23 protein-coding genes are annotated in these 26,098 nt (G+C 64.9%); 6 read left to right on the top strand and 17 right to left on the bottom strand.

The features are described from left to right. The first annotated feature begins 17 nt into the window (after positions 1 to 17). From antA to antC, 3 genes are read left to right on the top strand one after another with little or no spacing between them, the layout of a single operon-like run. On the top strand, positions 18 to 1,406 hold the full coding sequence (antA, locus tag OU800_RS01395; RefSeq protein WP_268180599.1) for an anthranilate 1,2-dioxygenase large subunit: 1,389 nt from the start codon (positions 18 to 20) through the stop codon (positions 1,404 to 1,406). Further along, positions 1,403 to 1,897 (top strand): anthranilate 1,2-dioxygenase small subunit, encoded by a 495-nt coding sequence (gene antB, locus OU800_RS01390; RefSeq protein WP_268180597.1) that lies wholly within the window; start codon positions 1,403 to 1,405, stop codon positions 1,895 to 1,897. Before antA ends, antB begins: the two co-directional genes overlap by 4 nt. Before the next feature lie 10 nt (positions 1,898 to 1,907). Beyond that, positions 1,908 to 2,942, top strand: a complete 1,035-nt coding sequence (antC, locus tag OU800_RS01385) for an anthranilate 1,2-dioxygenase electron transfer component AntC (protein ID WP_268180595.1) — start codon at positions 1,908 to 1,910, stop codon at positions 2,940 to 2,942. Between the two features lie 95 nt (positions 2,943 to 3,037). Here the strand turns inward: antC and OU800_RS01380 are convergent, their stop codons facing one another. From OU800_RS01380 to kdpF, 13 genes are all read right to left on the bottom strand, one after another. Continuing rightward, a complete protein-coding gene (locus OU800_RS01380; protein WP_268184442.1) occupies positions 3,038 to 3,604 on the bottom strand; it encodes a methyl-accepting chemotaxis protein in 567 nt (188 codons plus the stop codon). Between the two features lie 209 nt (positions 3,605 to 3,813). Continuing rightward, positions 3,814 to 4,551 carry a PAS domain-containing protein gene (locus tag OU800_RS01375; RefSeq protein WP_268180593.1) on the bottom strand — a complete coding sequence of 246 codons (738 nt, stop codon included), beginning with the start codon at positions 4,549 to 4,551 and terminating at the stop codon, positions 3,814 to 3,816. Between the two features lie 139 nt (positions 4,552 to 4,690). After that, positions 4,691 to 5,623: a SphA family protein gene (locus OU800_RS01370; protein WP_268180591.1), complete on the bottom strand. Its 933-nt coding sequence runs from the start codon at positions 5,621 to 5,623 to the stop codon at positions 4,691 to 4,693. Positions 5,624 to 5,658: 35 nt separating this feature from the next. Continuing rightward, the gene (locus OU800_RS01365) at positions 5,659 to 6,180 is read right to left on the bottom strand and encodes a flavin reductase family protein (protein WP_268180589.1); all 522 of its coding nucleotides are present in this window, start codon (positions 6,178 to 6,180) and stop codon (positions 5,659 to 5,661) included. A 13-nt stretch (positions 6,181 to 6,193) separates the two neighbouring features. Beyond that, positions 6,194 to 7,432: a styrene monooxygenase/indole monooxygenase family protein gene (locus tag OU800_RS01360; RefSeq protein ID WP_268180588.1), complete on the bottom strand. Its 1,239-nt coding sequence runs from the start codon at positions 7,430 to 7,432 to the stop codon at positions 6,194 to 6,196. Positions 7,433 to 7,509: 77 nt separating this feature from the next. Further along, complete coding sequence (locus OU800_RS01355) at positions 7,510 to 8,304, bottom strand: SDR family oxidoreductase (protein WP_268180587.1); 795 nt, start codon at positions 8,302 to 8,304, stop codon at positions 7,510 to 7,512. 3 nt (positions 8,305 to 8,307) lie between these two features. After that, a complete protein-coding gene (locus tag OU800_RS01350) occupies positions 8,308 to 9,555 on the bottom strand; it encodes a dienelactone hydrolase family protein (RefSeq protein ID WP_268180585.1) in 1,248 nt (415 codons plus the stop codon). A gap of 100 nt (positions 9,556 to 9,655) precedes the next feature. Continuing rightward, positions 9,656 to 10,348 carry a response regulator gene (locus OU800_RS01345; RefSeq protein ID WP_268180583.1) on the bottom strand — a complete coding sequence of 231 codons (693 nt, stop codon included), beginning with the start codon at positions 10,346 to 10,348 and terminating at the stop codon, positions 9,656 to 9,658. Continuing rightward, positions 10,348 to 12,999: a sensor histidine kinase gene (locus tag OU800_RS01340; RefSeq protein ID WP_268180581.1), complete on the bottom strand. Its 2,652-nt coding sequence runs from the start codon at positions 12,997 to 12,999 to the stop codon at positions 10,348 to 10,350. Before OU800_RS01340 ends, OU800_RS01345 begins: the two co-directional genes overlap by 1 nt. Positions 13,000 to 13,009: 10 nt before the next feature. Then, positions 13,010 to 13,567, bottom strand: coding sequence for a potassium-transporting ATPase subunit KdpC (gene kdpC, locus OU800_RS01335; RefSeq protein WP_268180580.1), 558 nt, complete (start codon positions 13,565 to 13,567; stop codon positions 13,010 to 13,012). A gap of 207 nt (positions 13,568 to 13,774) precedes the next feature. Beyond that, complete coding sequence (gene kdpB, locus OU800_RS01330; protein ID WP_268180579.1) at positions 13,775 to 15,832, bottom strand: potassium-transporting ATPase subunit KdpB; 2,058 nt, start codon at positions 15,830 to 15,832, stop codon at positions 13,775 to 13,777. Between the two features lie 13 nt (positions 15,833 to 15,845). After that, positions 15,846 to 17,534 carry a potassium-transporting ATPase subunit KdpA gene (gene kdpA, locus OU800_RS01325; protein ID WP_268180577.1) on the bottom strand — a complete coding sequence of 563 codons (1,689 nt, stop codon included), beginning with the start codon at positions 17,532 to 17,534 and terminating at the stop codon, positions 15,846 to 15,848. A gap of 10 nt (positions 17,535 to 17,544) precedes the next feature. Then, positions 17,545 to 17,634 carry a K(+)-transporting ATPase subunit F gene (gene kdpF, locus OU800_RS01320; RefSeq protein ID WP_017676012.1) on the bottom strand — a complete coding sequence of 30 codons (90 nt, stop codon included), beginning with the start codon at positions 17,632 to 17,634 and terminating at the stop codon, positions 17,545 to 17,547. A 1,052-nt stretch (positions 17,635 to 18,686) separates the two neighbouring features. On the opposite strand from kdpF, the gene OU800_RS01315 reads away from it, so the two are divergent. Further along, positions 18,687 to 19,439 (top strand): putative phage abortive infection protein, encoded by a 753-nt coding sequence (locus tag OU800_RS01315; protein ID WP_268180575.1) that lies wholly within the window; start codon positions 18,687 to 18,689, stop codon positions 19,437 to 19,439. A 229-nt stretch (positions 19,440 to 19,668) separates the two neighbouring features. Here OU800_RS01315 and OU800_RS01310 read toward each other — a convergent pair whose 3' ends face one another. After that, positions 19,669 to 20,538, bottom strand: coding sequence for a LysR family transcriptional regulator (locus tag OU800_RS01310; protein WP_268180573.1), 870 nt, complete (start codon positions 20,536 to 20,538; stop codon positions 19,669 to 19,671). A gap of 154 nt (positions 20,539 to 20,692) precedes the next feature. Between OU800_RS01310 and OU800_RS01305 the strand changes: the two genes are divergently transcribed. Beyond that, positions 20,693 to 21,670 carry a hypothetical protein gene (locus OU800_RS01305; protein ID WP_268180572.1) on the top strand — a complete coding sequence of 326 codons (978 nt, stop codon included), beginning with the start codon at positions 20,693 to 20,695 and terminating at the stop codon, positions 21,668 to 21,670. Positions 21,671 to 21,798: 128 nt separating this feature from the next. Beyond that, complete coding sequence (locus OU800_RS01300; RefSeq protein WP_268180570.1) at positions 21,799 to 22,566, top strand: sulfite exporter TauE/SafE family protein; 768 nt, start codon at positions 21,799 to 21,801, stop codon at positions 22,564 to 22,566. Between the two features lie 223 nt (positions 22,567 to 22,789). Here OU800_RS01300 and OU800_RS01295 read toward each other — a convergent pair whose 3' ends face one another. Genes OU800_RS01295 through OU800_RS01285 form a run of 3 tightly spaced genes read right to left on the bottom strand, consistent with a single transcriptional unit; the run spans position 22,790 to position 25,656 of the window. Next, on the bottom strand, positions 22,790 to 23,605 hold the full coding sequence (locus tag OU800_RS01295) for an ABC transporter ATP-binding protein (protein WP_268180569.1): 816 nt from the start codon (positions 23,603 to 23,605) through the stop codon (positions 22,790 to 22,792). Further along, the gene (locus OU800_RS01290) at positions 23,602 to 24,654 is read right to left on the bottom strand and encodes a FecCD family ABC transporter permease (protein ID WP_268180567.1); all 1,053 of its coding nucleotides are present in this window, start codon (positions 24,652 to 24,654) and stop codon (positions 23,602 to 23,604) included. The genes OU800_RS01295 and OU800_RS01290 overlap by 4 nt, the downstream gene beginning before the upstream one ends. 9 nt (positions 24,655 to 24,663) lie before the next feature. Further along, positions 24,664 to 25,656 (bottom strand): ABC transporter substrate-binding protein, encoded by a 993-nt coding sequence (locus OU800_RS01285; RefSeq protein ID WP_268180565.1) that lies wholly within the window; start codon positions 25,654 to 25,656, stop codon positions 24,664 to 24,666. Between the last annotated feature and the right edge of the window lie 442 nt (positions 25,657 to 26,098).

Raw genomic sequence — 26,098 nt, 5'->3', positions numbered from 1 at the left:
TACAGAGGACACCCCTGATGAGCATGCGCAGCGTTTCCCAATGGCAGGACTACATTCGTGGCTGCCTCGACTTCCGCCCTGCCGAGGGCGTTTACCGGGTCGCCCGCGACCTGTTCACCGAACCCGAGCTGTTCGACCTGGAGATGGAGCTGATCTTCGAGAAGGTGTGGATCTATGCCTGCCACGAAAGCGAGATCGCCCAGCCGAACGACTTCATCACCATGCGTGCCGGGCGCCAGCCGCTGATCATCACTCGTGACGGCAATGGCGAGCTGCACGCGCTGATCAACGCCTGCCAGCACCGCGGCGCCACCCTCACCCGCGTCGGCAAGGGCAACCAGTCCACCTTCACCTGCCCCTTCCATGCCTGGTGCTACAAGAGCGACGGGCGCCTGGTGAAGGTCAAGGCGCCGGGCGAGTACCCGGAAGGCTTCGACAAGGCCACCCGAGGCCTGAAGAAGGCGCGCATCCAGAGCTACAAGGGCTTCGTCTTCGTCAGCCTGGACACCCAGGGCAGCGACTCGCTGGAAGACTACCTGGGCGATGCCAAGGTGTTCTTCGACATGATGGTGGCGCAGTCGCCCAGCGGCGAGTTGGAAGTGCTGCCGGGCAAGTCCACCTACACCTACGACGGCAACTGGAAGCTGCAGAACGAGAACGGCCTGGACGGTTATCACGTCAGCACCGTGCACTACAACTACGTGTCCACCGTGCAGCACCGCCAGCAGGTCAACGCCGAGAAAGGCGGCGCCAGCAGCACCCTGGACTACAGCAAGCTGGGCGCCGGCGATGCCGAGACCGACGACGGCTGGTTCTCCTTCAAGCACGGCCACAGCGTCCTGTTCAGCGACATGCCCAACCCCACCGTGCGCCCCGGCTACGCCAGCGTGATGCCGCGCCTGGTGGCCGAATACGGCCAGGCCCGCGCCGAGTGGATGATGCACCGCCTGCGCAACCTGAACATCTACCCCAGCCTGTTCTTCATGGATCAGATCAGCTCGCAACTGCGCATCGTGCGCCCGGTGGCCTGGAACAAGACCGAGATCATCAGCCAGTGCATCGGCGTCAAGGGCGAATCCGCCGCCGACCGCACCAGCCGCATCCGTCAGTTCGAGGATTTCTTCAACGTCTCGGGCATGGGCACGCCGGACGACCTGGTGGAGTTCCGCGAGGCCCAGCGCGGATTCCAGGCGCGCCTGGAGCGCTGGAGCGACATCTCCCGTGGCCACCATCTGTGGGCCGAAGGGCCGACGCCAAACAGCGAGGCCCTGGGCATCCAGCCGGTGCTCACCGGCACCGAATTCACCCACGAAGGCCTCTACGTCAACCAGCACCGCGCCTGGCAGCAACGCCTGCTCGACGGCCTGGCGCACAAAGCCCTGCAACCTGCCGAGGTGTCCGCATGAACCCGAACCTGCACTACGCGGTGGAGCAGTTCCTCTACCGCAAAGCCGCCCTCTGCGATGCCCAGGACTGGGACGCCTACATCGCCCTGTTCGATGAGAACAGCGAGTACCACCTGCCGCAGTGGATCAGCGAGCACGAGTACGTACAGGACCCGCAGCAGGGCCTGTCGTACATCTACTACGCCGACCGCTCGGGCCTGGAGGATCGCGTGTTCCGCCTGCGCACCGGCAAGTCGGCGGCCTCCACGCCGCTGCCGCGCACCCTGCACCAGATCAGCAACCTGCGCCTGCGCCGGCTCGACGACGGCCAGCTCGAGGCGAAGGTCGGCTGGAACACCCTGTACACCCGCCACGGCGTTTCCGAGCAGTTCTACGGCCAGGCCACCTACCACCTGCGCGAGCTGGGCGAAGGCGACTTCCGCATCAGCCGCAAGCACGTCTTGCTGCTCAACGACACCATCAACTCCGTGCTCGACTTCTACCACCTCTAGGAGGCACGCCATGAGCCATAACGTCGCGCTCAGCTTCGCCGACGGCAAGACGCTGTTCATCGGGGTCAAACCCGGTGAACTGCTGCTCGACGCCGCCTTGCGCCAGGGCATCAGCCTGCCGCTGGACTGCCGCGAAGGCGTCTGCGGCACCTGCCAGGGCCGCTGCGAAGCGGGCCGCTACCAGCAGGACTACGTCGACGAGGAAGCCCTCAGCGAACGTGACCTGGCGCAGCGCAAGATGCTCGCCTGCCAGACTCGCGTGCAGTCCGATGCCGCCTTCTACTTCGACCTCGACTCCAGCCTCTGTCACGCCAACTCGCTGGAGCGGGTCGAGGCCGTGGTCACGGCGCTCGAACAGGTGTCGCCGAGCACCGCCATCCTCCACCTCGACGCCCTCACCCAGGGCGGCACCCTACGCTTTCTACCGGGCCAGTACGCGCGCCTGAAAGTGCCGGGCACCGATCAATGGCGCGCCTACTCCTTCGCCAACCGGCCCAACGCGCAGAACCACCTGCAGTTCCTCATTCGCCTGCTGCCCGACGGGGTGATGAGCAACTTCCTGCGCGAGCGTTGCCAGGTCGGCCAGCACCTGGAGCTGGAACTGCCCCTGGGCAGCTTCTACCTGCGCCAGATCGAACGGCCGCTGCTGCTGGTGGCCGGCGGCACGGGGCTGTCGGCGTTCCTCGGCATGCTCGACGAGATGGCCGAGCACGGCGGCTGCGGCCAACCCGTGCGGCTGTTCTACGGCGTGAACCAGGACGCCGACCTATGCGAACGCGAGCGTCTGGAGAGCTACCGCGGGCGCATCGCCGACTTCGACTATCTGCCCGTGGTCAGCCAGCCCTCACCGGCTTGGGAAGGCCTGCGTGGCTACATCCCCGAGCACTTCGACCGCAGCGCGCTGGCCGCCCAGCCCTTCGACATGTACCTGTGCGGCCCGCCGCCGATGGTCGAAGCGGTGCGCAGTTGGCTCGACGAGGCGGGGCTGGGCGACACCCGCCTGTACAGCGAGAAGTTCCTGCAAAGCGCCGGCGCCCGACGCTGATCGGGTAAGACTGGCACCTGCGCCACGTGCGTGGGGAGCCGGCTTGCCGGCGATCAGGGCATCGGCGGATCGCCCGCAAGCTCCTACAGGCCACCTCAACGATCGAAATAGCGCGCCAACTGGATCAATGCTGCCGCCTGCTCATGCAGGCTGGCACCCAGGCGCTCGACCTCGCGGATCCTGTCCGCACTCTGCGCAACGTCGGCGACGGCGCCCTGCACCTGCTCGTCGAGCAGGCCGATGACCTGTTCCTGCTCCTGCATGGCCACGGCGATCTGCTGGCCCAGGGCGTTGACCCCTTGCAGGCGTTCATCGACGTCTTCCAACCCATGCAGCATCTCGCGCAACTGGCCGCCGGTGTCCTGCGCCAGCGCCTGGCAGCGCCCGGCCTGTTCGCCATTGCGCTCGGCCGCCTGTTGCAGGCGCTCCAGCAGCGGGCGGATCTGCGCCGTCGCCACCTGGGTGCGTGATGCGAGTTGGCGCACCTCGTCGGCCACCACGCCGAAGCCGCGCCCGGCCTCGCCAGCGCGCGCCGCCTCGATGGCGGCATTGAGCGCGAGCAGGTTGGTCTGCTCGGCGATCTCGGCGATCAGGCGGGTGAAGTCGCTGATGTCCGTGACCGCCGCGCCCACCTGCTGCGCTGCCGTGGCCGCGCCCGCCACGGCAGCGTCGAGCTGGCTCAGGGCCGCCTGCGCACGCGTGGCGAGCTGCCGACTGTGGATGGTCTGCGCACTGGCATCGGCGGTGCCCTGGCTGGCGCCATGCACGTTGCCGGTCACCTCCTGGATGGTCGCCGCCAGCTCGTGCAGAGCAGTGGCAGCCTGGTGGTTGCTGTCGCGCTGCACATCGAGGCGCGCCGCCTCGTGACGGATCAGGCTGGCGACCTCGGCGGCGCGCTGTTCGAGCTGACCACCGGCGGCGCCAATGCGCAGCAGCGCCGTCTGCAAGCGTCGCGCCTCGCTGCGCAGGGCCAGGGCCAGACGCCCGGCCAGGGGTTCATCGTCGAGAAACCGGACAGCCAGGGATCGCTGCATAGCACTCGGCCACCTTCCAGCAGGCTCTGCACACGCCGCGCCTGGCGCCGCTGCGAGATCAGCCCCGCGCCCAATACGCAGCCCAGTGCCAGGCCCTGTTCGGCCCAGCCCATGGACAACAGCGACGCGCCTGCCAGCAAACCGGTCGAAGCCGCCAGCCAGGGCCAGGCGCCGTGCAACCAGCCACGCAGGGCGCGCCCCGGTGTCCGCCCACGGCGCACCCGCGCCAGGCCCCGTTCGGCACGCCGTTGCGCGGCCTCGTCCAGCGGTTGGTACAACGCGCCATAACCGCTGATGCCCTGTGCGCCATGCACCGGTTTGATATACAGCTCCAGCCAAAGCGCCTGCCCGTCACGATGGCGGTTGCACAGCGGGCCGAGCCAGGTGTGCTGCTGGCCAAGGGTGCGCCAGAGGTGGGCGAACAGTGCCGGCGGCATGTCGGCATGGCGCAGCAGGGCGAAGGGTCGTTGCAGCAGTTCGTCGACCCGGTAGCCGTGGTATTCGGCAAAAGCCGGGGTGCAGAAAGTGATCCGCCCCTGGAGGTCGGTGCGGCAAATCAGCGGATGGTCGTCCATCGCGGCTCTCCGGTTCGGGCCACCGGCCAGCCTCGGCACGCCCGAGTCGCGGCCGGTAGCGGACAATCACAGGCGCCAGCACGGCGCAGCAGAAAAGGCCTGCCGGAGGGGCGCCGGCAGGCAATCGATGCAAGCGGGATCAGAAGTGGTGGATGTAACGCACCTGCAGGCGGCTGCCATCCGGGCGGTTTTCCACGTCCTGCTCGAAGTAGGCGTTGACCACCAGGTGATCCTCCTGAGAAAAGCTGTACATCGCCCCCGGGCCAATGGCCCAGACCTTCTCGCGGCGGCCGGAGACCTCGTGGCCGTCGACCTTGGTATCGCTGATCTGCTTGAGCCAGTAGCCGTTGAGGCCCAGGCGCAGTTGCGGAGTGACCGCGTACTCGGTGGCGAAGTTGGCGTGCAGCGCCTGCCCGGCCTGGATGTCGGACACGTCGCCGAAGGCATAGCTGGGGTCGTCATTGCGGAAGTTGTACAGGTAGTGCGCACGCACCGAGGCCGACCACTTGGGGTTGAACCAGTAGGTCGCCGCCCAGTAGGGGTTGAACGACACCGCGTTGTTGCCTGGGTTGATGTCGCGCTTGTCGCTGTACTCGCCGGTCGGCAGGTTCACCTGCCACTCGATGCGGTGCACGAAGCGCGGGCCGTCCGGGCCCATGATCGGGTCGAACTGGATGAACGGCCCGACCAGCAGATCGCCCATACCATCCTGTGCCTTCAGCGCGGCGTTATTCAGGCCGTCATCCACATCCATCTTGGTGACGATCGGCAGTACGGCGTTGAGACCGAGACTAGCGTTGCCCAGGCGCAGATTGGATAGGTAACTCACTTGAGTCACCGCTACCTGATAGTCGAGTTCAGTCTTCGGCAGACCGATGCGATCACCGTTGCGATCACGCAGGCGGTCGGCGCTGTAGCGCTGGTAGTACTGCTGCAAGTACCAACCGGGGCCAGCCGGCAGGCCACCGTCGAGAAAGCTGGTCAGCCCCAGGTTGACCACGGGAAGGTCGTAGGCCTGGGCGCCGCTGGTGGCGAGTGCCAAGGCCAGCGGCAGGTAGCGGATCTGAGACATGCAAGGCTCCTGTATTTGTCGTTTTGGCGGCAGGCTCAGAGGGCGGTGGCAGGATGCGCGACGGCGACCCGGTACTGCCCGGCATGGAAGACCAGCGGTTCTCCGCCGCTGTGTCGGTAGTGCTCGATCTCACCGAGGAAGATCAGGTGGTCGCCGCCCTCGTACTGCGTGCCGTTACGGCACACCAGGGTGGCGATGGCGCCATTGAGCAGGGGCACGCCAGCCGGCCCTTCCTCGCAATCGATGCCGGCGAACTTGTCCGCTGCAGGTCGAGCGAAGTGCCCGGACAGGCCATGCTGGTCGCTGCCCAGCACGTTGATGGCGAAGTGGCTGGCGGCGAGGAAGTCCGGCAGGCTCGGCGCCGTGCGCGCCAGGCTCCAGAGCACCAGCGGCGGGTCGAGCGATACCGAGGAGAAGGAGTTGGCGGTCATGCCCACCCGGCGCCCGTCGGCGGTGCGGGTGGTGATCACCGTCACCCCGGTGGCGAACTGGCCGAGCAGGTTGCGCAGGCTGCGCGGCTCGACACCCTCGACTGCGATAAGCGTGGAATCGGTCATGGCGGTCTCCTGATCAGGCGGCACGGCTCATATGGCTCTGGATGAAGTCCTGGCACTGCGCGGCGTCGAACCACCAGGGCGCGAAGCGGCGCGGGTCGTCGAAGGCGTTGGCGATCTGCGCGGCGATGGCCTGCGACTGGCTGGCGGCACCCAGCAGTTCGAGGATGTGCGGTGGCGGTGGGGTGAGCAGGCTGTTGGTCCACTTGACCACCTGGCAGGCGTAGTCCCAGTAGCGCTCGAAGGTCTGCTGCATCCACTCCGGGGTGAAGGCGGCGTCGCCCTGGGCGAGGATGGCGTCGAGGTAGACCTTGCTGCACTTGGCGGCGTTGTTGGAGCCCTGGCCGGTGATCGGGTCATTGACCACCAGGGCGTCGGCCATGCCGAACACCGTGCGCCCGGACGGCAGGCGCAGCACCGGCTTGCGCACCATCGGGGTGAAGCGCCCGGCGAGCACGCCACCGGCATCGGTCAGTTCCAGATTGCGGCAGCGCTCGGCTTCCCAGGGGGCGTAGCGCTGGACGATCTCTAGGCTGCGTTCGAGGTGCTGCTCGGGCGAGGTGACGTCCTGCCAGCAGTCCATGGGGCCACCGGGCACGCCCTCGAAGACCATGATCTCGCACGGCCCGCTGAGGGTCAGGGCGGGGAACACGAAGTACTCGCCGACGCCAGGAATGAGGTTGAAGGCCACCCGCGAATAGGGCGACTTGGGCGTCATGCCCTTCACGTAGGTCAGCGCCAGAGCGCGTTGCGGCTGCTGGAACACGGTGCGCTCGGTGTCGCGGGCGAACAGGTTGACCACCTCGCCCTTGCCGGCGGCCAGCAGGGTCAGGTCATGGCTCTGGGTCAGTTGCTCCAGCTCGGGCAGGCCGACGTCCTGGATGATCAGTTCGCCGCCACGGCGCTCGAACTCGTCCATCCAGGCCGGCATCTTCAGGCGCTGGTCGACGGCCTGGGCATAACGATCCAGGCGCGCGCTCCAGTCGATCAGCTTCTCGCCCGGACGCTCGGGGTTGGGCACGCTCAGGCCGATGCCTTCCACCGCTGGGCATTGCTCCTCCCAGAAGTTCAGGCCGAGGTCGCGCTCGGTCTGCAGGGCGTTGTTGAACATGCATTGGCTGGACATCACCTTGCCGCTGCGCACCTGCTCGCCTGTGCGATTGGTGGTGAGGGTGACGTGATAGCCCTGGGCGAGCAGGCCGATGCCCAGTTGCAGGCCGGCCTGGCCGGCCCCGACGATGGCGATTCGACGCATGGGAGTCCTCCGGAGAGTCGAGTGGCGGGTGGGGGTGAAACCGTTGAAAAGGCGCCAGAAGGGATTGCTCATGAGGCTCACTCCCGTTCGGCGAGACGCGGGATGGCCGGCTGGTTGCGTTCCGGGCCCATCACCGAGTAACCACCGTCCACCGCGTAGTCGGCGCCGGTGACGAAGCTGGCCGCCGGCGAGCAGAGGAAGGCGACCACCTGGGCCACCTCCGCCGGCTCGCCCAGGCGCCCGAGCAGGTGGAAATCGGCGGCCACGCGGTCGGCATGGGCGCGGTCGCCGCCACTGACCTCGGCGATCACCCGCGACCAGGTCCAGCCCGGCGATACCGAGTTGACGCGGATGCCCAGCGGCGCCAGGTCCATCGCCATGCTGCGGGTCAGTTGCAGCATGGCTGCCTTGGACACCGGGTAGATCCAGCGCCCGGTCTGCGCGCACTGCGCGGAGATCGAGGTGAAGTTGACCACCGCGCCACGACGCGCCTGCAGGTCGGCGCACAGCGCCTGGGTCAGCATCACCGCCGACACCAGGTTGATGTCCAGGGCGCGCAGCCAGTCGGCGCGGGTCGAGGCCAGGCCGTCGTCGAGGTAGGTGCAAGCCAGGTTGACCAGCAGATCGACCTGGCCGAACTGCCCGTGAATGCGGTCGATGGCCGCCGCCACGGCGGCGTCGTCGGTCAGGTCCAGGGCGATGAACAGCGCGCCATTGCCCAGCTCATCGGCCACGGCGGCGCCCTGCGGGTCGATGTCGAGAATGGCTACGCGGGCACCGGCGGCGAGCAGCGCCTCGGCCACCGCGCGGCCGATCAGGGTGGCGCCGCCGCTGATCACGGCGACCTTGCCGTCGAGACTGTGCAGACTCATGGCTCAGCCCTCGATCGGCTTGCCGGCGCTGGTCGCCCAGCTCGGCATCAGGGTGTTGGACGGCAGGCTCTCGTCGAGCAGCTTGTGCGCGGTTTCGGCACCGGCCACCGGCAGGCCTTCGGGATCGAGCAGACCGATCTGCACCAGCACGCTGGCCTGATCCCAGTAGATGTGCTCGTGATACAGCTTCGGCCCACGGAACTTGACCACCCCGAGCATGGGGATCTCGACGAAGCGACCGGTGGGCGCAACGCCGGGCAGCAGCCAGTCGATCTCCTGGTCATGGGTGAAGCTCATGATGAATTCGTCGACGATCTGCGAGGCGCCGATGGTGCGCGAGATCGGCGTCAGCGCCATGTCCTTGGGGTTGCCGTGGACGAAGTGGTAGCGGTAAAAGCGCGCCAGCTCGCGGTAACCCACGCCGCCGGTCATGGTGGGGATATGGTTGACATAGGGCTCGGGCACCATGGTGGCCATGGTCGCCGGCACGTCGCGGGTGTCGAACTCGTGGCGGATGTGTTCCTCCCACAGGTCGGAGAGGTTGTAGTCCGGGCCGATGGTGCGGCGCAGCGCGGCGATGCTGCGCTCGTGGGCCAGCAGCGCCGAAGGCTTGTGGTAGTGGTGCCCGGCCGGGCGAGCGAAGGCGTGATCGACCCCGGGGTAGACGTAGGCCTCGGTGCCCGGGCGCTGCGCCAGCGCCGCGACGATGGCCTCGCGAGCCGGCGCCGGGCAGAAGCCATCGAGCTCGGCGAGGTGCAGCACCAGGCGGCCCTGCAGCCCTTCCAGCTCGTGCAGGGCATTCTCGATGCCGACCCCGTAGTAGCCCACGGCGCAAGCCACCTGCGGCAGGCGACAGCCGGCCAGGTAGGCGAGCTTGCCACCGAGGCAGTAGCCGACCACGCCGAGCCCGGCCGCACTGCATTCGGGCAGGGTCTTGAGGAAGCTCAGGCTGGCGTCGATATCGGCCACGCCGAGGTGCTCGTCGAAGGCCTGGTACAGCGCCAGGGCCTTGTCGAAGTCTTCCGGGGTGTAGCCTAGCTCGACACCCGCCTGCTGACGCCAGTACAGATCCGGCACCAGTACGGTGTAGCCTTCCTCGGCCAGGTGATCGGCCACCACGCGCATGGCCTCGTTGACCCCGAAGATCTCCTGGCAGAGCACGACGCCCGGCCCTTTGCCGTCGACCGAAACGGCCAGATAGGCGGCGAACTGGCCATCCTTCGCGGGAACTTGAATGTAACGACCTTGCATGGCGGCGACTCCAACGATTGCTTGCGTTGGATCGATCTTCCGCCGGACGAACCTGTCGCTCTATCCGCTCAGTGCCGAGGATATCCGTCAGGTGCGTGGTTTATTGCGAGTCGCGCAGGCGATAACCGACACCGGCCTCGGTGATCAGATAGCGCGGCGCGGCCGGGTCGTCGCCGAGCTTCTGCCGCAGGTGGCCGACCACCACGCGCAGGTAATGGCTGTCGCCGACATGGCTGGGGCCCCAGATATCACGCAGCAACTGTTGCTGGGTCACCACCCGCCCGAGGTGCTGGGCGAGCAGCGCCAGCACCGCGTATTCCTTGGGCGTCAGGGCGATTTCGGCGCCGTCGAGGCTGACCCGGCGATAGGCCAGGTCGATGCTCAGCGCGCCACAGGCGATGCTCGCCGGCAGCGCTTCGCGGCCCTGGCCCTGGCGCAGCAGCACGCGCACCCGGGCGAGGAATTCCTGGATGCCGAACGGCTTGGTCACGTAGTCATTGGCGCCGCCGTCCAACGCCAGCACCTTTTCGCCCTCGCTGGCGCGCACCGAGAGCACCAGCACCGGCACCTGGCTCCATTCGCGCAGGCCGCGCAGCACCTGCTGGCCATCGAGGTCGGGCAGGCCGAGGTCGAGCACGACGAGATCGGGGTTATGCAACGCCGCCTGGGCCAGGCCGTCTTCGCCGTTGGCCGCCTCCAGCACCCGGTAGCCCTGGGCGCTGAGGGCGATACGCAGGAACTTGCGGATCTGCGCCTCATCGTCGATCAGCAGAATGCTCGGCCCCTGGCTCATCAGTCTTCCTCGGCGGCTTGCGGTTGCGCGGTCAGCGGCAGGTGCAGGGTCAGGCTGGCGCCACGGCCATCGAGGCCCTCGCCGACCGTGACGCGACCGCCGTGAGCGCCAACCATGCCTTGGCAGATGGCCAGGCCCAGGCCGGTGCCCTGGCCGCCGCGATCGCCCCGCGCAGCGGTGTAGAACATGTCGAAGATCTTCGCCCGTTCCGCCTCGGGAATGCCAGGGCCCTGGTCGGCGACGACGAAGCGCAGCTCCTGTTCGTCGTATTCCAGCGCCACGCGCAGGCGGCCACCGGGCGGCGAGAAGCGCGCGGCGTTCTCCAGCACGTTGACCAGCGCCTGCTCGATCAGCGCCGCATGCACACGCAGCAGCGGTGGCTCCGGCGGCAGCAGGCACTCGACCCGCAGCGGCGCGAGCACCGCGCGCAGGCGTTGCAGGGCGCTGGCGACGATGTCGCTGGGCGCCACCCAGTCGCGCGCCAGCTTGAGTCCGCCGTGGCCGAGGCGGGTCATGTCGAGCAGGTTCTGGATATAGCGGTCGAGGCGCTCGGCTTCGTCGCGGGTGCCCTCCAGCAGCTCGGTGCGATCCGCCGCGGGGATGGCATCACCCAGCGCCAGCAGGCTGTCGATGGCGCCGCGCATGGCGGTCAGCGGCGTGCGCAGGTCATGCGATACCGAGGCCAGCAGCGCGCTGCGCAGTTCCTCGGTCTGCCCGTGCAGGCGCGCGGCCTCCAGCTCCTCGGCCAGTTGCGCACGGGCCAGGGCCTGCGCCAGCGGTTGGCCCAGGGCGGCGACCAGGCGCCGGCGCTCGTCCGCCAGCGGCGCGCCGTCGGCGCTCTGCAGGCCGATCAGCAACAACGGCCCCTCCTCGCCACAAAGCGGCCACCACCACCAGCGACTGCCGGGCAGGGTGTCGGTGCCGAGGCCAGCGGGCTGCTCGTGCTGCCAGGCCCAGTCGGCGGCAGCGCGTTCGGCATCGAACAGTTCGACCTCGGCAGCGCCTTCATGGCGCCACTGGCCCTCGGCATCGCGCGACAACAGGGTCAGTTGCATGCCCGCCCAGCCGCCCAGTTGCTGCTCGGCCACCGCCAGCACGGCCTGGCGGTCGGCGGCGGCGGTAAGCCTGCGTGACAGCTCCAGCAGCGCCGTGGTCTCGCCCTGCACCTGGCGCAACGCCTGCACCTGGCGACGCTGGCGGCTGGCCAGGTTGCCGGTCAGCGCCGCCATCAGCAGGAAGAACAGCAGGGTCAGCACGTCCTCGTGGCGATGAATCTGCAGCGTCCAGGTCGGTGAGATAAACAGAAAGTCGTAGCTGAGGAACGACAGCCCGGCACACAGCAACGCCGGGCCGAGGCTGCTGCGCACCGCCACCAGCAGCACGGCGACGAGAAACACCAGGGAGATGTTCGGCAGCTCCAGCACCTGGGCCAGGCCGAGGCAGAGCAGCGAAGCCAGGGCACTGGCCAGTGCGGCCAGCAGGTAGTCGCGCCAGCGCGGCGCGATACGCGGGCGCCGCCGCGCTTTCGGCTGGCCGTCCTTGGCATCCAGCACACTCACCTCCAGCCCGGCACCGGCGGCCAGAAGACGCTCGCCAAGGCCGCGACCGAACCAGCGCCGACGCAAACGCGGCGTGCTGCTGCCGACCAGGATCAGGCTGGCACGGCGCTCACGGGCATGGTCGAGCAGCGTGCACGCCACCGAGTCGCCGTGCAGCGTCACCACCTCGCCGCCGAGGCGCTCGCCCAGGCGCAGCGCCGCTTGCAGACGCCCGCGTTGCTCCTCGTCCATGGCCCGGCGGCTGTCCACGTGCACCACCGACCAGGGCAGATGACGGCGCTCGGCGACCCGGCAGGCGTGGCGCACCAGACGCTCGGCCTCGCCATCGCCGTCCACCCCCACCAGCAGGCGGCCGAGCACGCTGGGCGCAGCCTGGCCGAGCTGGCGGTAGCGCTGGTCGAGGTCGGCGTCGACCCGTGCGGCGGCGGTCTGCATGGCCAGCTCGCGCAACGCGGTGAGGTTGGTGGGCGAGAAGAAGGCGTCGATGGCTGCGCGCGCCTGCTCGGGCATGTACACCTTGCCGTCGCGCAGGCGTTCGAGCAGCTCGCGCGGCGGCAGGTCGACTAGCTGGATTTCGTAGGCTTCCTGCAGCACCCAGTCCGGCACCGTCTCGCGCACCTGCACGCCGGTGATGTCGCGGATGCGGTCGTTGAGGCTTTCCAGGTGCTGGACGTTGACCGTGGTGTAGACGTCGATGCCGGCGGTGAGCAGTTCCTGCACGTCCTGCCAGCGCTTGGCGTGGCGGCTGCCGGGGGCGTTGCTGTGCGCCAGCTCGTCTACCAGCGCCAGCTTCGGCGGGTCGGCCAGCAGCCCGTCGAGATCCATCTCGCTCAACTCCAGGCCGCGATAGGGCAGGCGCAGTGGCGGCTGCTGCGGCAGCCCCACCAGCAGCGCCTCGGTCTCGCTGCGGCCGTGGCTTTCCACCACCCCGGCGCGCAACGCCACGCCCTGGTGCAGTTGCGCATGGGCGGCCTGGAGCATGGCGTAGGTCTTGCCCACGCCCGGCGCCGCACCGAGAAACACCTTGAGCCGCCCGCGCCCTTCGCGGGGCAGGTCGGCGAGCAGCGCTTCGGCGCGCAGGCTGTCGTTCATCGAGCACTCGTCACTGGGAAGAAGTGGATGGATTGTCGGCCAGTGCCAGGTTCAGAGCCAGCACATTGACCACCGCCGGGCCGAACAGCGGGCGCTCGGTATGCGCCTCGACCAGGCGCAGCAACTCGGCCTCGTTCAGGCCACGGGCCTGGGCGATGCGCGGGATCTGCCAGGCGGCGGCATCGGGTGACAGGTGCGGGTCGAGGCCGCTGCCCGAGGTGGTCACCAGTTGCATCGGCACGGGCGCCTGGCCGGTAAGCCCGGCGCTGGCCTGCTCGATGCGGGCGAACAGTTTCGGATTACCGGCTGACAGGTTGCTGGCAGCGCTGGCCACGGTGGCGTAATCGCCGGCCGAAGGGCGCGGCTGGAACCACTGATCGCCCGTGAAGGCCTGAGCGATCAGGCGGCTGCCACGCACCTGGCCGGCGTCGTCACGCACCAGGCTGCCGGCGGCCTGCTCGGGGAAGGCCACCCGGGCCACGCCGGTGACGGCCAGCGGGTAAGCCACGCCGGTGAGCAAGGTCATCAACGCCAGGGTGACGATGGCGGGACGGATATGGTCGAGCATGTTGAATCTCCTGATTCGTGTGGCCCCGGATTGCATCCGGGCTACGTCGCTTGTCTCCCCTCTCCCGCTTGCGGGAGAGGGGCCGGGGGAGAGGGTCTATCCGGTAATACCGAGTGGCCTGCCCTACCCTCTCCCCAGCCCTCTCCACTAGGCGTGCCCCCAATAAATGGGAGAGGGAGCAGACCGCATGTGGGCGAAACAACGCGCTTACACCCAGCCCAACCCCACCAGCAACAGGTCGAGCAGCTTGATCCCGACGAATGGCGCGACTAGCCCGCCGAGGCCGTAGATCAGCAGGTTGCGCCGCAACAACTGGCCGGCGTCCAGCGCCTGGATGCGTACGCCGCGCAGCGCCAGCGGGATCAGCGCGACGATGATCAGGGCGTTGAACACGATGGCCGAGAGGATCGCGCTCTGCGGGCTGTGCAACTGCATCAGGTTGAGCGCGCCAAGCTGCGGGTAGATGCCGGCGAACAGCGCCGGGAGGATGGCGAAGTACTTGGCCACGTCGTTGGCCACCGAGAAGGTGGTCAGCGCGCCGCGCGTCACCAGCAGCTCCTTGCCCACCTGCACCACGTCGATCAGCTTGGTCGGGTCGCTGTCCAGATCCACCAGGTTGGCGGCCTCGCGGGCGGCCTGGGTGCCGTCGTTCATGGCCAGGCCGACGTCGGCCTGGGCCAGCGCCGGGGCGTCGTTGGCGCCGTCGCCGCACATCGCCACCAGCTTGCCTTCGGCCTGTTCGGCGCGGATACGCGAGAGCTTCTTCTCCGGCGTGGCCTCGGCGATCACGTCGTCGACACCCGCTTCGGCAGCGATGGCGGCGGCGGTCAGCGGGTTGTCGCCGGTGACCATCACGGTGCGGATGCCCATGGCGCGCAGCTCGGCGAAACGCTCGCGGATGCCCGGCTTGACCACGTCCTTGAGGTGGATGGCACCGAGCAGGCGCCCGTCCCCGGCCACCAGCAGCGGCGTACCACCGCTCTGGGCGATCTTCTCCACCTCGCGCGCCAGCGGCGCCGGCAGCTCATCACGGCCCAGGCCGAGGTAGGCCAGCACGGCGTCCACCGCGCCCTTGCGGTAGGCCACGCCCTTCACGTCGGCGCCGGACAGCCGCGTCTCGGCGCTGAAGGCGATCAGGGTCATGCCGCTGCGCTCGGGCACCTCTATCGGGTGCAGCGCCGCCAGGTATTCAACGATGGACTTGCCCTCGGGCGTGTCGTCACCCTGCGAGGCCAGCAGCGCCGCCTCGGCCAGCTCCAGCGTGGTGACGCCCGGCGCCTTGAGCATGGCGCTGCAGCGGCGGTTGCCGAAGGTGATGGTGCCGGTCTTGTCCAGCAGCAGGGTGTGCACGTCGCCGGCGGCCTCCACGGCGCGGCCGGACTTGGCGATGACGTTGAGGCGCACCAGGCGATCCATGCCGGCGATGCCGATGGCCGAGAGCAGGCCGCCGATGGTCGTGGGGATCAGCGTCACCAGCAGCGCCGCCAGGTAGATCAGCGGCAGGTCGCCACCGGCGAAGCGGGCGAACGGCTGCAGCGTGGCCACCACCAGCAGGAAGATCAGAGTCAGGCCGATCAGCAGGATATCCAGCGCCACCTCGTTGGGCGTCTTCTGCCGGCGCGCGCCTTCGACCAGGGCGATCATGCGGTCGAGGGTGGACTCGCCGGGGTTGGCGCTGATGCGCACCAGCAGCCAGTCCGACACCAGCCGGGTATTGCCCGTGACCGCCGAGCGGTCGCCGCCGGACTCACGAATCACCGGTGCGGACTCGCCGGTAATCGCCGCCTCGTTGACCGCTGCGACGCCCTCGATCACCTCGCCGTCGCCGGGGATCAGCTCGCCGGCCTCGACTCGCACCACATCGCCCTTGCGCAGGCTGCTGGCCGGTACGGACTGGAACTGCGCGCCGACCTGTTTGTTCGCCATCAAGCCCTGGCTACCGGACTTGAGGCTGTCGGCGCGGGCCTTGCCACGGCCCTCGGCCAGGGCCTCGGCGAAGTTGGCGAAGAGCACGGTGAACCACAGCCACAGAGCGATCTGCACGCCCAGGGCGGTGCTGACCGCAGGGTTGGGGACGAAGCACAGCACGCTGGTGACCAGCGCCGTCAGCTCCACCACCAGCATCACCGGCGAACGCACCAGCTGGCGCGGGTCGAGCTTGACGAAGGCCTGCTTGAGGGCCGGGCGCCACAGCGCGCCGAGGCCGGTCTGCGGCTGGCTGCTGGACGATTGGGCGCTGCGTTGCGCCGTTACGGGGGCATTCATCACGGTTTCTCCTTCAGAACGCCAGGTGTTCGGCCAGCGGGCCCAGGGCCAGCGCCGGCATGAAGGTCAGGCCACCCACCAGGAGGATGGTCAGGGTCAGCAGCACGACGAACAGCGGCCCATGGGTGGGGAAGCTGTTCTGCCCCTGCGGCGCAGCGCGCTTGGCCGCCAGGCTGCCGGCAATCGCCAGCACCGGCAGGATGTAGCCGAAGCGCCCGAGCAGCATGGCCAGGCCGAGCATCAGGTCGTGGTAGGGCGTGTCGGCGGTGAAGCCGGCGAAGGCCGAGCCGTTGTTGCCGGTGGCCGAGCCGTAGGCGTACAGCGCCTGGCTGAAACCGTGCGGGCCGGGATTGCCGATGGAGGCCGCCGGGCCGGCGAAACTCACCGCCAGGGCGCCGAACACCAGCACGCCGAGCGGCATCACCAGCAGTGTGGCGACCATCAGGCGCACTTCGCGGGCTTCCAGCTTCTTGCCCAGGTAGGCCGGGGTGCGACCGATCATCAGGCCGGCGAGGAACACCGCGATCAGCACGAACAGCAGCATGCCGTAGAGGCCGGCGCCAACGCCGCCGAAGACGATCTCGCCGAGCAGCATGTTGACCAGCGGCACCAGCCCACCAAGGGCGCTGAAGCTGTCGTGCATGGCGTTCACCGAACCGTTGGACGCCGCCGTGGTGGTGGTCGCCCAGAGCACCGAAGCGAAGCTGCCGAAGCGCGCTTCCTTGCCCTCCAGCGAGCCCACCTGCTCGATGGGCAGCCCGGCCAGCGCCGGGTTCGGCTGCAGCTCCGCCCAGGCGCACACGCCCAGGCCGATGACGAACAGCAGCAGCATGCTGGCCAGGATCGCCCGGCTCTGGCGCAGGTCACGCACGTAATGGCCGAAGGTGAACACCAGCGCCGCCGGGATCAGCAGGATCGACGCCAGCTCCAGCAGGTTGCTCAGCGCCGTGGGGTTCTCGAACGGATGCGCCGAGTTGACGCCGAAAAAGCCGCCGCCGTTGGTGCCTAGCTGCTTGATGGCGATCTGGCTGGCCGCCGGCCCCATCGGCAGGCTCTGCTCGCCGCCCTGCAGGGTAGTGGCCGAGAGGTAGTCGCTGAAATTCTGCGGCACGCCCTGCCACACCAGCAGCACGGCCAGCACTAAGCACAGCGGCAACAGGCCGTAGAGCACAGCGCGGGTGATATCGACCCAGAAGTTGCCCAGGCGGTCGCTGGACTGCCGCGCCAAACCCCGGCACAGCACCACCAGCACCGCCAAACCCACTGCCGGGCTGACGAAATTCTGCACGCCAAGGCCGAGCATCTGGCTGAAATAACTGAGCTGCGCCTCGCCGCTGTAGGCCTGCCAGTTGGTGTTGGTGACGAAGCTCACCGCCGTGTTGAACGCCAGCGGCAGGCTCAGTCCGGCGAGCTGCTGCGGGTTGAGCGGCAAGGCGCCCTGCAGCAGCAGAATGCTCATCAGCCCCAGCAGGCACACCAGGCTGAAGACCAGCAGCGCCAGGGTGTAGCCGCGCCAGCTTTGCTCTCGCTCAGGGTCGACGCCAGCCCCGCGGTAGCACAGGCGCTCCAGCGGCTGCAGCACAGGGCTGAGCCAGGTGCGCTGGCCCTCCATCACGCGATAGAAGTAGCGCCCGAGAAAGGGTGCCGGTGCCAGCACCAGCAGGGAAAAGGCCGCCAGCAGCAGCCAGTCGTAGTCGTGCATGGCCGCCTCCTCAACCACGCCCTGCGGTGAGCAGCGCCACCAGCAGATAGGCGAAGAGGCCGACCACCAGGATCAGCGACACACCATCGATTGCGTTCATCTACAAAGCTCCACGATGCGGGGAATCCGCTCGCGAGCATTGTCGAAAGGCTGGCCGTAAAAATTCGATTGCCGCCCCGCTGCCGGGGCGTAAAGAAATCGTATTGATGCAGAGGGATCAGCCCTGTGGGAGGCGCTTCAGCGGCGACAGGGCCGCTACGCTGCATGGACGTGGCACCCGTAGGGTGGGCGGCGCATGGGCAACGCACTAACAAGCCACGTACCAACTCGATACGCCGCGTAACCCACCAAGCGATGGCAAGCTGCGCGTACGGAGCAGTACGCCGTTGGGGGGAGTGTTGGCCGTGAGTCGTGGTGCCGAACTCGGCATGGCCCGGCGGGCTGTTCGCAGGCGCTCCTGAGGCCGCCCTACAGCGGTTGGCGTTCCGGTTCGCCCTACGATCAGCCGGCCAATTTAGCTATAGAAGATGAAGCCGAGCGACATCGCACGAAAAACCACCAGCCCCGCGCAACCCTTACCCCGCCTGGCTCCAAGAGGTTTTCCCAGACCTTATCCACAACGCTTTCCCCAGATTCTGTGCACGACTCCCGGAAACCAGACCTCGCCCAGCGCCGCTGTTGAAAACCCGCGCCAAGTGATTGATTAAAAGCGATATTCCGCCTGGCAATAACGCCAGCAAAGCGTCATTGGGCAAAAACTGAACGGCTTGCCTAGACCCGCTTGAATGCTAGGCGTGGAGCGCTTTTGCAAAGGTTATCCACAGTGGTGTTAACAGATTTTGTGGGTGGGTTTGGGAAGGTCTGGACTGCCGACTCTGGCGCGAGAAAACGATCAAGATGGCATTCTGCCCACGAAGCGTGGACAGGGTAGCGGTGGATGGAATAGGTTTCTGGCTTGGTTCTGCTGATGCAGTGATCCAGCAGATTGGGCTTGCCGTCATCTCTGTCGTGTTTCTCTCCAGGGGCTGTCGCGTTTCACGCACCCTCCTCAATCGAAACAAGGACTTGCAGGGCGACAAGGAAGGTTGTGCGATAGGTGTCGCACGGAAACGCGACATACATGGTCGCTAATTAATAGTTAGAGCCAACGCAATGAACTTCTCAAATCCATGGCTAGTTTTTGGCGCAATTACACTCGTATTTCTCGGATTTCTTGCCTCTCTTTTAGGATTTATCTGGCCCATAGAGGAGTTCTCCGTTTCAAAGTCTGGCGTATTTGGGGATAGCTTCGGCATTCTAACATCTCTATTCAACGGCCTTGCACTAGGCGGGCTAATCCTGACCATTGCACAGCAGAAAAATGAATTCAAACAGCAGCACTTTGAAAATATATTGTTTGAAATGATTAGATTACATGTCGACTTAACAGCCTCAATTGACCTAAAGAAAAAGAACGAGGATGGAACCGAACTCTTAACCGAGGGACGCGATTGCTTTAAATTCTTCTACGAAAAACTCACTGGCACACTTTATTATCAAGAAACGTGTTATAAAGACAAAGAAGAAGCCAAGAGATTTGAAGATGCATATGATCATTTCTGGAGTAAATGGCACAAAGAACTCGGCCATTACTTCAGGTCCTTATATACAATTTTTAAATACATCAGCGACTCTGATATTAAAGATAAAAAGCAGTATGCAAACATCGTAAGGGCACAGCTTTCCGACTACGAGCTTCTAGTTCTCTTCTATAACTGCCTTGCAAGGTACGGGGTAGAAAAATTCAAACCTTTGGTCACAGAATATGAGCTCTTCGACAATCTTCCAGTTGACAAGCTATATAAGCAAGAAGACAAATCAAAATATGAGCCCAAGGCGTTCGGCTCTAACAAGTCGCTCAACTGACGCTCACCTCGTTCGCTGGACGTCCAAAAGCTGCGCTTTTGTCCGCCCGTTAGCTTAATCGGAAACGGGGACAAATTTATTTACTGTCCTTACGGCCTAAATAGTTTCAGAATTTCGGTGCGCGCAGCGCACCCTACGGTAAGAACGCCTATGCATCAGCAGCAAAGAATGCAGACAATATCTGAGCACCTCTGTCTTGCCTCGCGCGCTCCTGCAACACGTAGCCGAGTCACAGCCCCTTGAATTCATTCCTCAACAACTCAGCAAAAGCATCCTTGGCTCGATGGAAGCCCACATGTTTGTTCCAGACGAAATAATTCTGTACCGGCGATAACTGGCTGAAGGTGTAACCACTGATATTGCCGATTCTCTTGAACTGCTCGAAGACTCCAACCGGCACCAGGGATACCCCGGCACCCGCACTGACACAACCGAGGATGGTTCCATAGCTGGCGATGCTGGTGATAGAGGCGGACACGTCATGTTCGCTCAGCCAAACTTCGAGTGCGCGCCGGTAGGGGCACCCCTCGGGCCACATGAAGATGTTCACCTGCTTCAGATCCTGTGGTGCACGTATTTCGCCGACGGAGGGCGAGGCAATTATTACCAGAGGTTCCTTGTACACCTCTATTTGCACGATGTCGGGATGCCCGGAGTTGACTGCGATGATTGCACCATCCAGCTCATGCCCGGCCACATCGCTGATCAATTGCGACCAGGTGCCAGTGCTGAATTGCATCTGAACATCGGGATAAAGGTGGTGATACCTGGATAACAAGGCGGGTAGCCGCCCTGTTGCAGCCGATTCGATAGCGCCAATTTTCAATACGCCAGAAGGCGGTGCGTCAGGATCGAGCGCTCTCCGCGCCTCTTGGCAAAATGCCAGTATCTTGTTGGCATAAGCTAGGAACAACTCACCCGACGGACTGACGACCAAACCTCGCCCATGGCGGATGAACAGCGCCACCCCCAACTCCTGCTCCAGGAGTTTCAACCGATTCGTAATATTGGATGGGACGCAGTGCAGCACTTTTGATGCTTGCACGATACTGCCCTGCTCGGCGACCACTTTAAACATCTTTAGCTGTGCCAATTCCATTGCAACATCGCTCATTTAAAGTGAATGAACGACTGAATATAAGTTACTTGATCGGGGCACTCAAGCAACTTAGCGTTCGCCAAACCACCGCCATCAGGTGGTTGGCACAGCCAACGCATTGAATAGTCACCCCTTTAAGGATAAAGGTGAAACAATGACCGTCCCCTTACTGAAAAGCCATTCCGTAGTTTCTCGGCAATGTATATCCATGCAGCAATTTGGCGAAGCATTCATCGAGGCCCTGCCCAAGCATATCAGCGCCTTGAAAATACCTGGCCGCCTGCTCAGCAGCAATTCGCGTAGAGCCCCCATTCCCGCCCATATCGAGGACGTAGCCAGCCTCCAGCAAGCAATGCATGAAGTGCTTTGCCATGACACCACCCAGGAAGCACAAGGCTGGGCAGAGCGGTGTTTCAAGGCGTTTCTGGCGAAGAAGGCAGTGGATGCTGGCGTTCTGAAGTTCTTCAACGGCTGGAATGAAACTCACAAGACCACCAGTTTGGTGTCCGCAAAGATCATCATGCGTCTGGCCGCAGATGCTGTTTCCATCCCCGCGGAGCTAAAGACCAGTTACAGCAACGTCATGTCGCACATGCACGAGGTGGCGAAAGACGATTTCGGACTGGGCCATGAAGGCCACGATGGCATGTATCACTACATGACCGATGCGTTGGGAGCTTCGCGCTGGGTAGAGCGTCAGTTCGTCGTCGACGAGTGCAATGCGTTTTCCACGTTTCTCTACAAGGTGGGTATAGCGGAACATAAATCCGCCTTGGACTCTGTCGAGCACAGGCAATCCATCATGACCGCCATGATGACCTCGATTGCCTCGGAATTGTGGAACGGGCGAGAGTACAACTTCGTTGCCCAATACATCGAAGAAAAACTTTTGTCGTGCAATCCCTCCTTGGGCCTCGATAAACAGGCACTACGCAATGCCAAGGGCTACGTCATGGGGCACTCAGGCGAAGTAGAGAATCGCCATGGGCTGCATGCATTGGCCGCCGCTCAGGCTTATGCCCGTACCCTGGGGATAGGCTTCGACATACCGGAACTCAAGAGCGTGATGCTGGATTACAACCAGCGTGTAGGCAGAGCTTTCCAGAGCCTTTATCGCGAACTGACCCACTGAAAGGAAGCACGAAAACATGTGGCCATTGCGCATGTACAACCAACCGGAATGGTCACAGCAGTGCCGCCGTAGAACGCACAACGCCCTCATGATCGCCACACGAACATACCAGAGCCGGTACATGCTCCATGGGCATTGAACATGTCGTCTTTAGCCTGGGCTTCTTTGCTTTCTGCGGTGGTTTGATCGATGCGGCGGTCGGCGGCGGCGGCCTGGTACAGGTGCCTGCACTGCTGCATGCGCTGCCTCAACACAGCCTCGCCACCGTGTTCGGCACGAACAAGCTGGCGGTTCTGTTGGGAAATATCTCTTCCATCTCAAGCTACCTGAGAAGGATAAAGATCGTCTGGAGACTGCTGCTCCCAACGATGCTCTCTGCTTTCGTATTTTCTTTCCTGGGGGCGTTCTCCGTCTCGCTGATCCCCAAGGCGCTGATGGAATATGCCGTCTTCGTGGTTTTGATCGCCATGGCCATCTATACCTTCGCCAAGAAGGACTTTGGCCAGCTACAAACTAACCTGCGATACGGCAAGCGAGAAGTATTGCTAGGCATATTCTTCGGCGCGCTGCTCGGCTTCTACGATGGCGTATTCGGCCCAGGCAGCGGCAGCCTGTTGCTCTTCGTGTTCGTCAAATATTTCGGCTTCGATTTCCTGAACGCCTCGGCCTCCGCCAAGCTCGTCAATCTGGGTACGTTCAGCGCGGCGCTACTGTTCTTCGCGCCATCAGGCAACGTATTGTGGCTGGCAGGAGGCATCGTGGGGCTGTGCAACATCGCAGGATCGCTGACCGGCGTTTTCCTGGCTCTGCGCTATGGCAGCGGGTTCATCCGTATCTTTTTCCTGATCCTGCTGTTGTTTCTGATTGGCAGGATGGGGATGTCCCTGTTTTTCTGAGCAGGCGGCCCATGCCTCGGCATCGATGCCCACTCCATGTATTGATCAGCGCAGTTCATGCGAATGAAAGTTTCGGTTTCATTCTTGTCATTCCCCCTACGCCTCGTACAGAAAAAGCCCCCGGATTTCATCCGGGCTACGGCGCAGAGCAATACCGTGCGGGGCCAGGCGCTACGGGTGACGATGCGGCACTCATTCGGCTCGTCGAAGGCGCAGCCTGATCTCAGAGCTGTGCGGCGAGCGCTTCCCGTGCACTGTTCGCCTGACCACCGAGCGGCTGCACCACCGGGCGCCCCTGGCGGTCATGCAGGATGTCCACCTCCACGCCATAGGTGCTTTGCAGCAATTCTGGATTGACGATGCTCTGCGGGTGGCCGCTGGCGGCCAGTGTGCCGTCGACCAGTACCAGCAGGTTGTCGGCGTACTGACAGGCCAGGTTGAGGTCATGCAGCACCACCACCGTGACCAGATTGCGCGCACGAGTCTCGTGGCGCACACGGTCGAGCAAGGCGATCTGGTGACGCAGGTCGAGTGCGCTGACCGGCTCGTCGAGCAGCATCACCTTGGGTTCGCGCATCAGCACCTGAGCGAAGAAGGCCATCTGCCGCTGGCCACCGCTGAGCGAGCCGATGCTGCGCCCGGCCAGGTGAGCGATGCCGACCTGAGCAAGCTTCTCCATGGCACGTTCGAGCACGGCATCATCGAGGCGCAGACCGATCCGCCCGAGATTGCCCAGCACCACCACTTCGAGTACGGACAACGTCACTTCGGTGCTGCAATCCTGCGGCATGTAGGCGAACGCACGCCGCCAGGCATCGAGTACACGGCGCGGCGCATTGGCGGCGAGGCGCTGCCCGCCGTGCTCGATGCAGCCAGCGGCCAACGGCAGATCGCCAGCCAGGGCGCGCAGCAGGGTGGTCTTGCCCGTGCCGTTGGGGCCAAGCAACACATGGATGGAGCCCGCCTGCAAGGTGGCGCTGAGGCCATGCAGAATACGGCGCCCAGAGCGGTTGAGGCTGAGGCTGTCGAGCTGGATCATGCGTGGCCTCGCTGCGGTGCGAAGATCAGCCAAAGCAGGAATGGCACGCCGACGATGGCGGTGACGATGCCGATGGGAAACAGCGCGCCCGGAACGATGGATTTGGACAGAACCGATGCGGCCGACAACATGAAGGCACCACAGATGGCAGAAAGCGGCAGCAGAAAGCGCTGATCCTCTCCCACCAGCATGCGCGCGATATGCGGCGCTACCAGCCCGACGAAACCGATCACGCCGACGAAGCTGGTGGCCGTGGCAGTCATGATCGCCACCAGCAGCAGGATCTTCAGACGCAGCCAACGAATGTTCACACCGAGGCTCACCGCGCGGCTTTCTCCCAGGCTCAGGGCCGCCAGCTTCCAGGCATCCCCCATGAGGATCGCGCAGCAGACCAGGGTGGCCCCGGCGGTGATGCTCAGGGTCGTCCAGGTGGCCTTGCCCAGATTGCCGAACAACCAGAACAGGATCTGCTGCGAGAGCTCTGGCGATGACAAGAACTGCACCAGCGACAGCAGCGATTGGAACAGAAAGAGCATGGCAATGCCGCCGAGGATGATGGTGTGGCTACCGGCATGGCGCAGCGTGGCCAGGGCGAACAGAAAGGCCACCGCGAGCATGGAGCAGGCGAAGGCGCCCAGCGGCACGCCGATCAACGGCCCCAGCCCGAAGCTGCCGAAGGCCAGGCTCAGCGCGGCGCCGAAACCAGCAGCGGCCGCCATGCCAAGCGTGTAGGGGCTGGCCATGGGGTTGTTGAGCAGGGTTTGCATCTGCGAGCCCCCTGCCCCCAAGGCGGCGCCAACGGCGAGCGCCATGAGCGCCACCGGCAAGCGCAGGTCGTGGACGATGGTATCGGTCATCGCCTGGCGCTCACCGATGTTCAGCAACGAACGCAGCACATCCCAAGGCGAGAGCATGGAGGGACCGGTGGCGATATCCAGCACCAGGCAGGCGCCACACAAGAAGGCGAACAACAGGCAATTGCGCCAGCGCTTGCGCTCACGCAAGCGGTGCTCGGCAATGGCGCTGGTTTCGAGTTGCGAAAGGCTCATGGGCAGGGCTTAGTCGTTGACGCCGATGGCATAGGTGCCTTCCGGCGCGATGGGCAGGTATTTGCGGAAGTAGTTCATGTAGTTGGCCACCGGGTCGAGGTCAGCGAACAGATCCGGGTATAGCTGCTTGGCGATGAACTGAATAAGGGCGAAGTCACCCAGGCTGCGCGACGCGCCCTGGTAGACACCATACAACCGACCCTCGCGGATGGCCGGCAGTTCCGCCCAGCCGGGACGGCTGGCGAACGCCTGCAGTTGCTTGCGTGCCACCGCCGGATCGACGCCCGGCCCCATGCTCAGAGCGCTGGGGTTAGTGTTGTCTTCACGCCCGGAAATGATGATCACCTCGGGGCGCGCCACCAATACCTGCTCGGGGTTGATCGGCCCCCACCACTCCACATAGGGCGCGGCGATATTGTCACCACCGGCAGCGGTAGCCATGGCGCCCCACATGTTCTTGCCGTAAGTGAAGGAGTATTCGGCCGGCCCCTTGTTGCCGAACTCGATGTAGATGCGCGGCTTGGGCTTATGGGCGGCGGCGATACGGCTGTGGATATCCTCGATGGCGGCGGTGTAGAGATCGGCCAGTTCGCGGGCGCGGGCCTGCTGGCCGGTGATTTCGCCCAGCAGCAGGGTGGAGGCGACATGTCGCTCCAGCGTCTGCGCGTTGTAATCGATGACCAGCACTGGGACGCCGGCCTTCTCCAGCCGGGCGATCTCATCAGGCAGGGCCTGGTATTGCCAGACGGTGAGCAACAGCAGATCGGGATTGAGGCTCAGCACCTTCTCGACCGAGAAACTCTGCGTCTCCACCTCGCCGACATCCGCCAGTTGCGCGATGGACGGGCGCTGAGCGACGTGTCGCTTCCAGTTCTCCGGCACCTTGCGCTCCCAGGCACCACGGGAAATACCCACCACCGCATCGAACGCCGTCTCGCCACCAACGGCCATGTAATCCTCGAAATTGAAGCCCAGCACCACGCGCTTGGCCGGCAGCGTCATTTCCACACTGCGGCCCAGAACGTCAACGACCTGCTGAGCCTGGCAAAGACTAGAAAGAACACTGGCAATAAGCATTATCAATAACAGGCCAAGGCGGTGCGCGATCATGTTTCTCGTCATCCGGTCTTCTCTGGTGGTCGCAAGAACGCCAAGCCTGGCGCTCGCTGGATATGCACGCAATCGCACGGTCAAGGCCCGAGGCATGACGCCCACGCGGCAGCTATACGAAACTCGTCGAGCGACGGTCAGGCGAAATCGGCGGCGGCCCTGCAAGGACGGGCGAGGATCGCACCGGCATCGCGCTCGCGTTGACGAGCGCTAAATCGGGCTGGCGGGCCAGGCCGTTGGCAAAGAGGCATCACCGCTGAGCAGGCAGTATTCGTACATAACCTGGCTCGACTGCGCGCCGATTCTACATGCTTTTGTTCCGCCTGCCCCGTGC

This window comes from Pseudomonas sp. GOM7 (assembly GCF_026723825.1).
In the GTDB taxonomy this organism is placed as follows: Bacteria; Pseudomonadota; Gammaproteobacteria; order Pseudomonadales; family Pseudomonadaceae; genus Aquipseudomonas.
The sequence above is the reverse complement of the archived record's forward strand: the minus strand, read 5'-3'. Positions and strand labels throughout refer to the sequence as shown.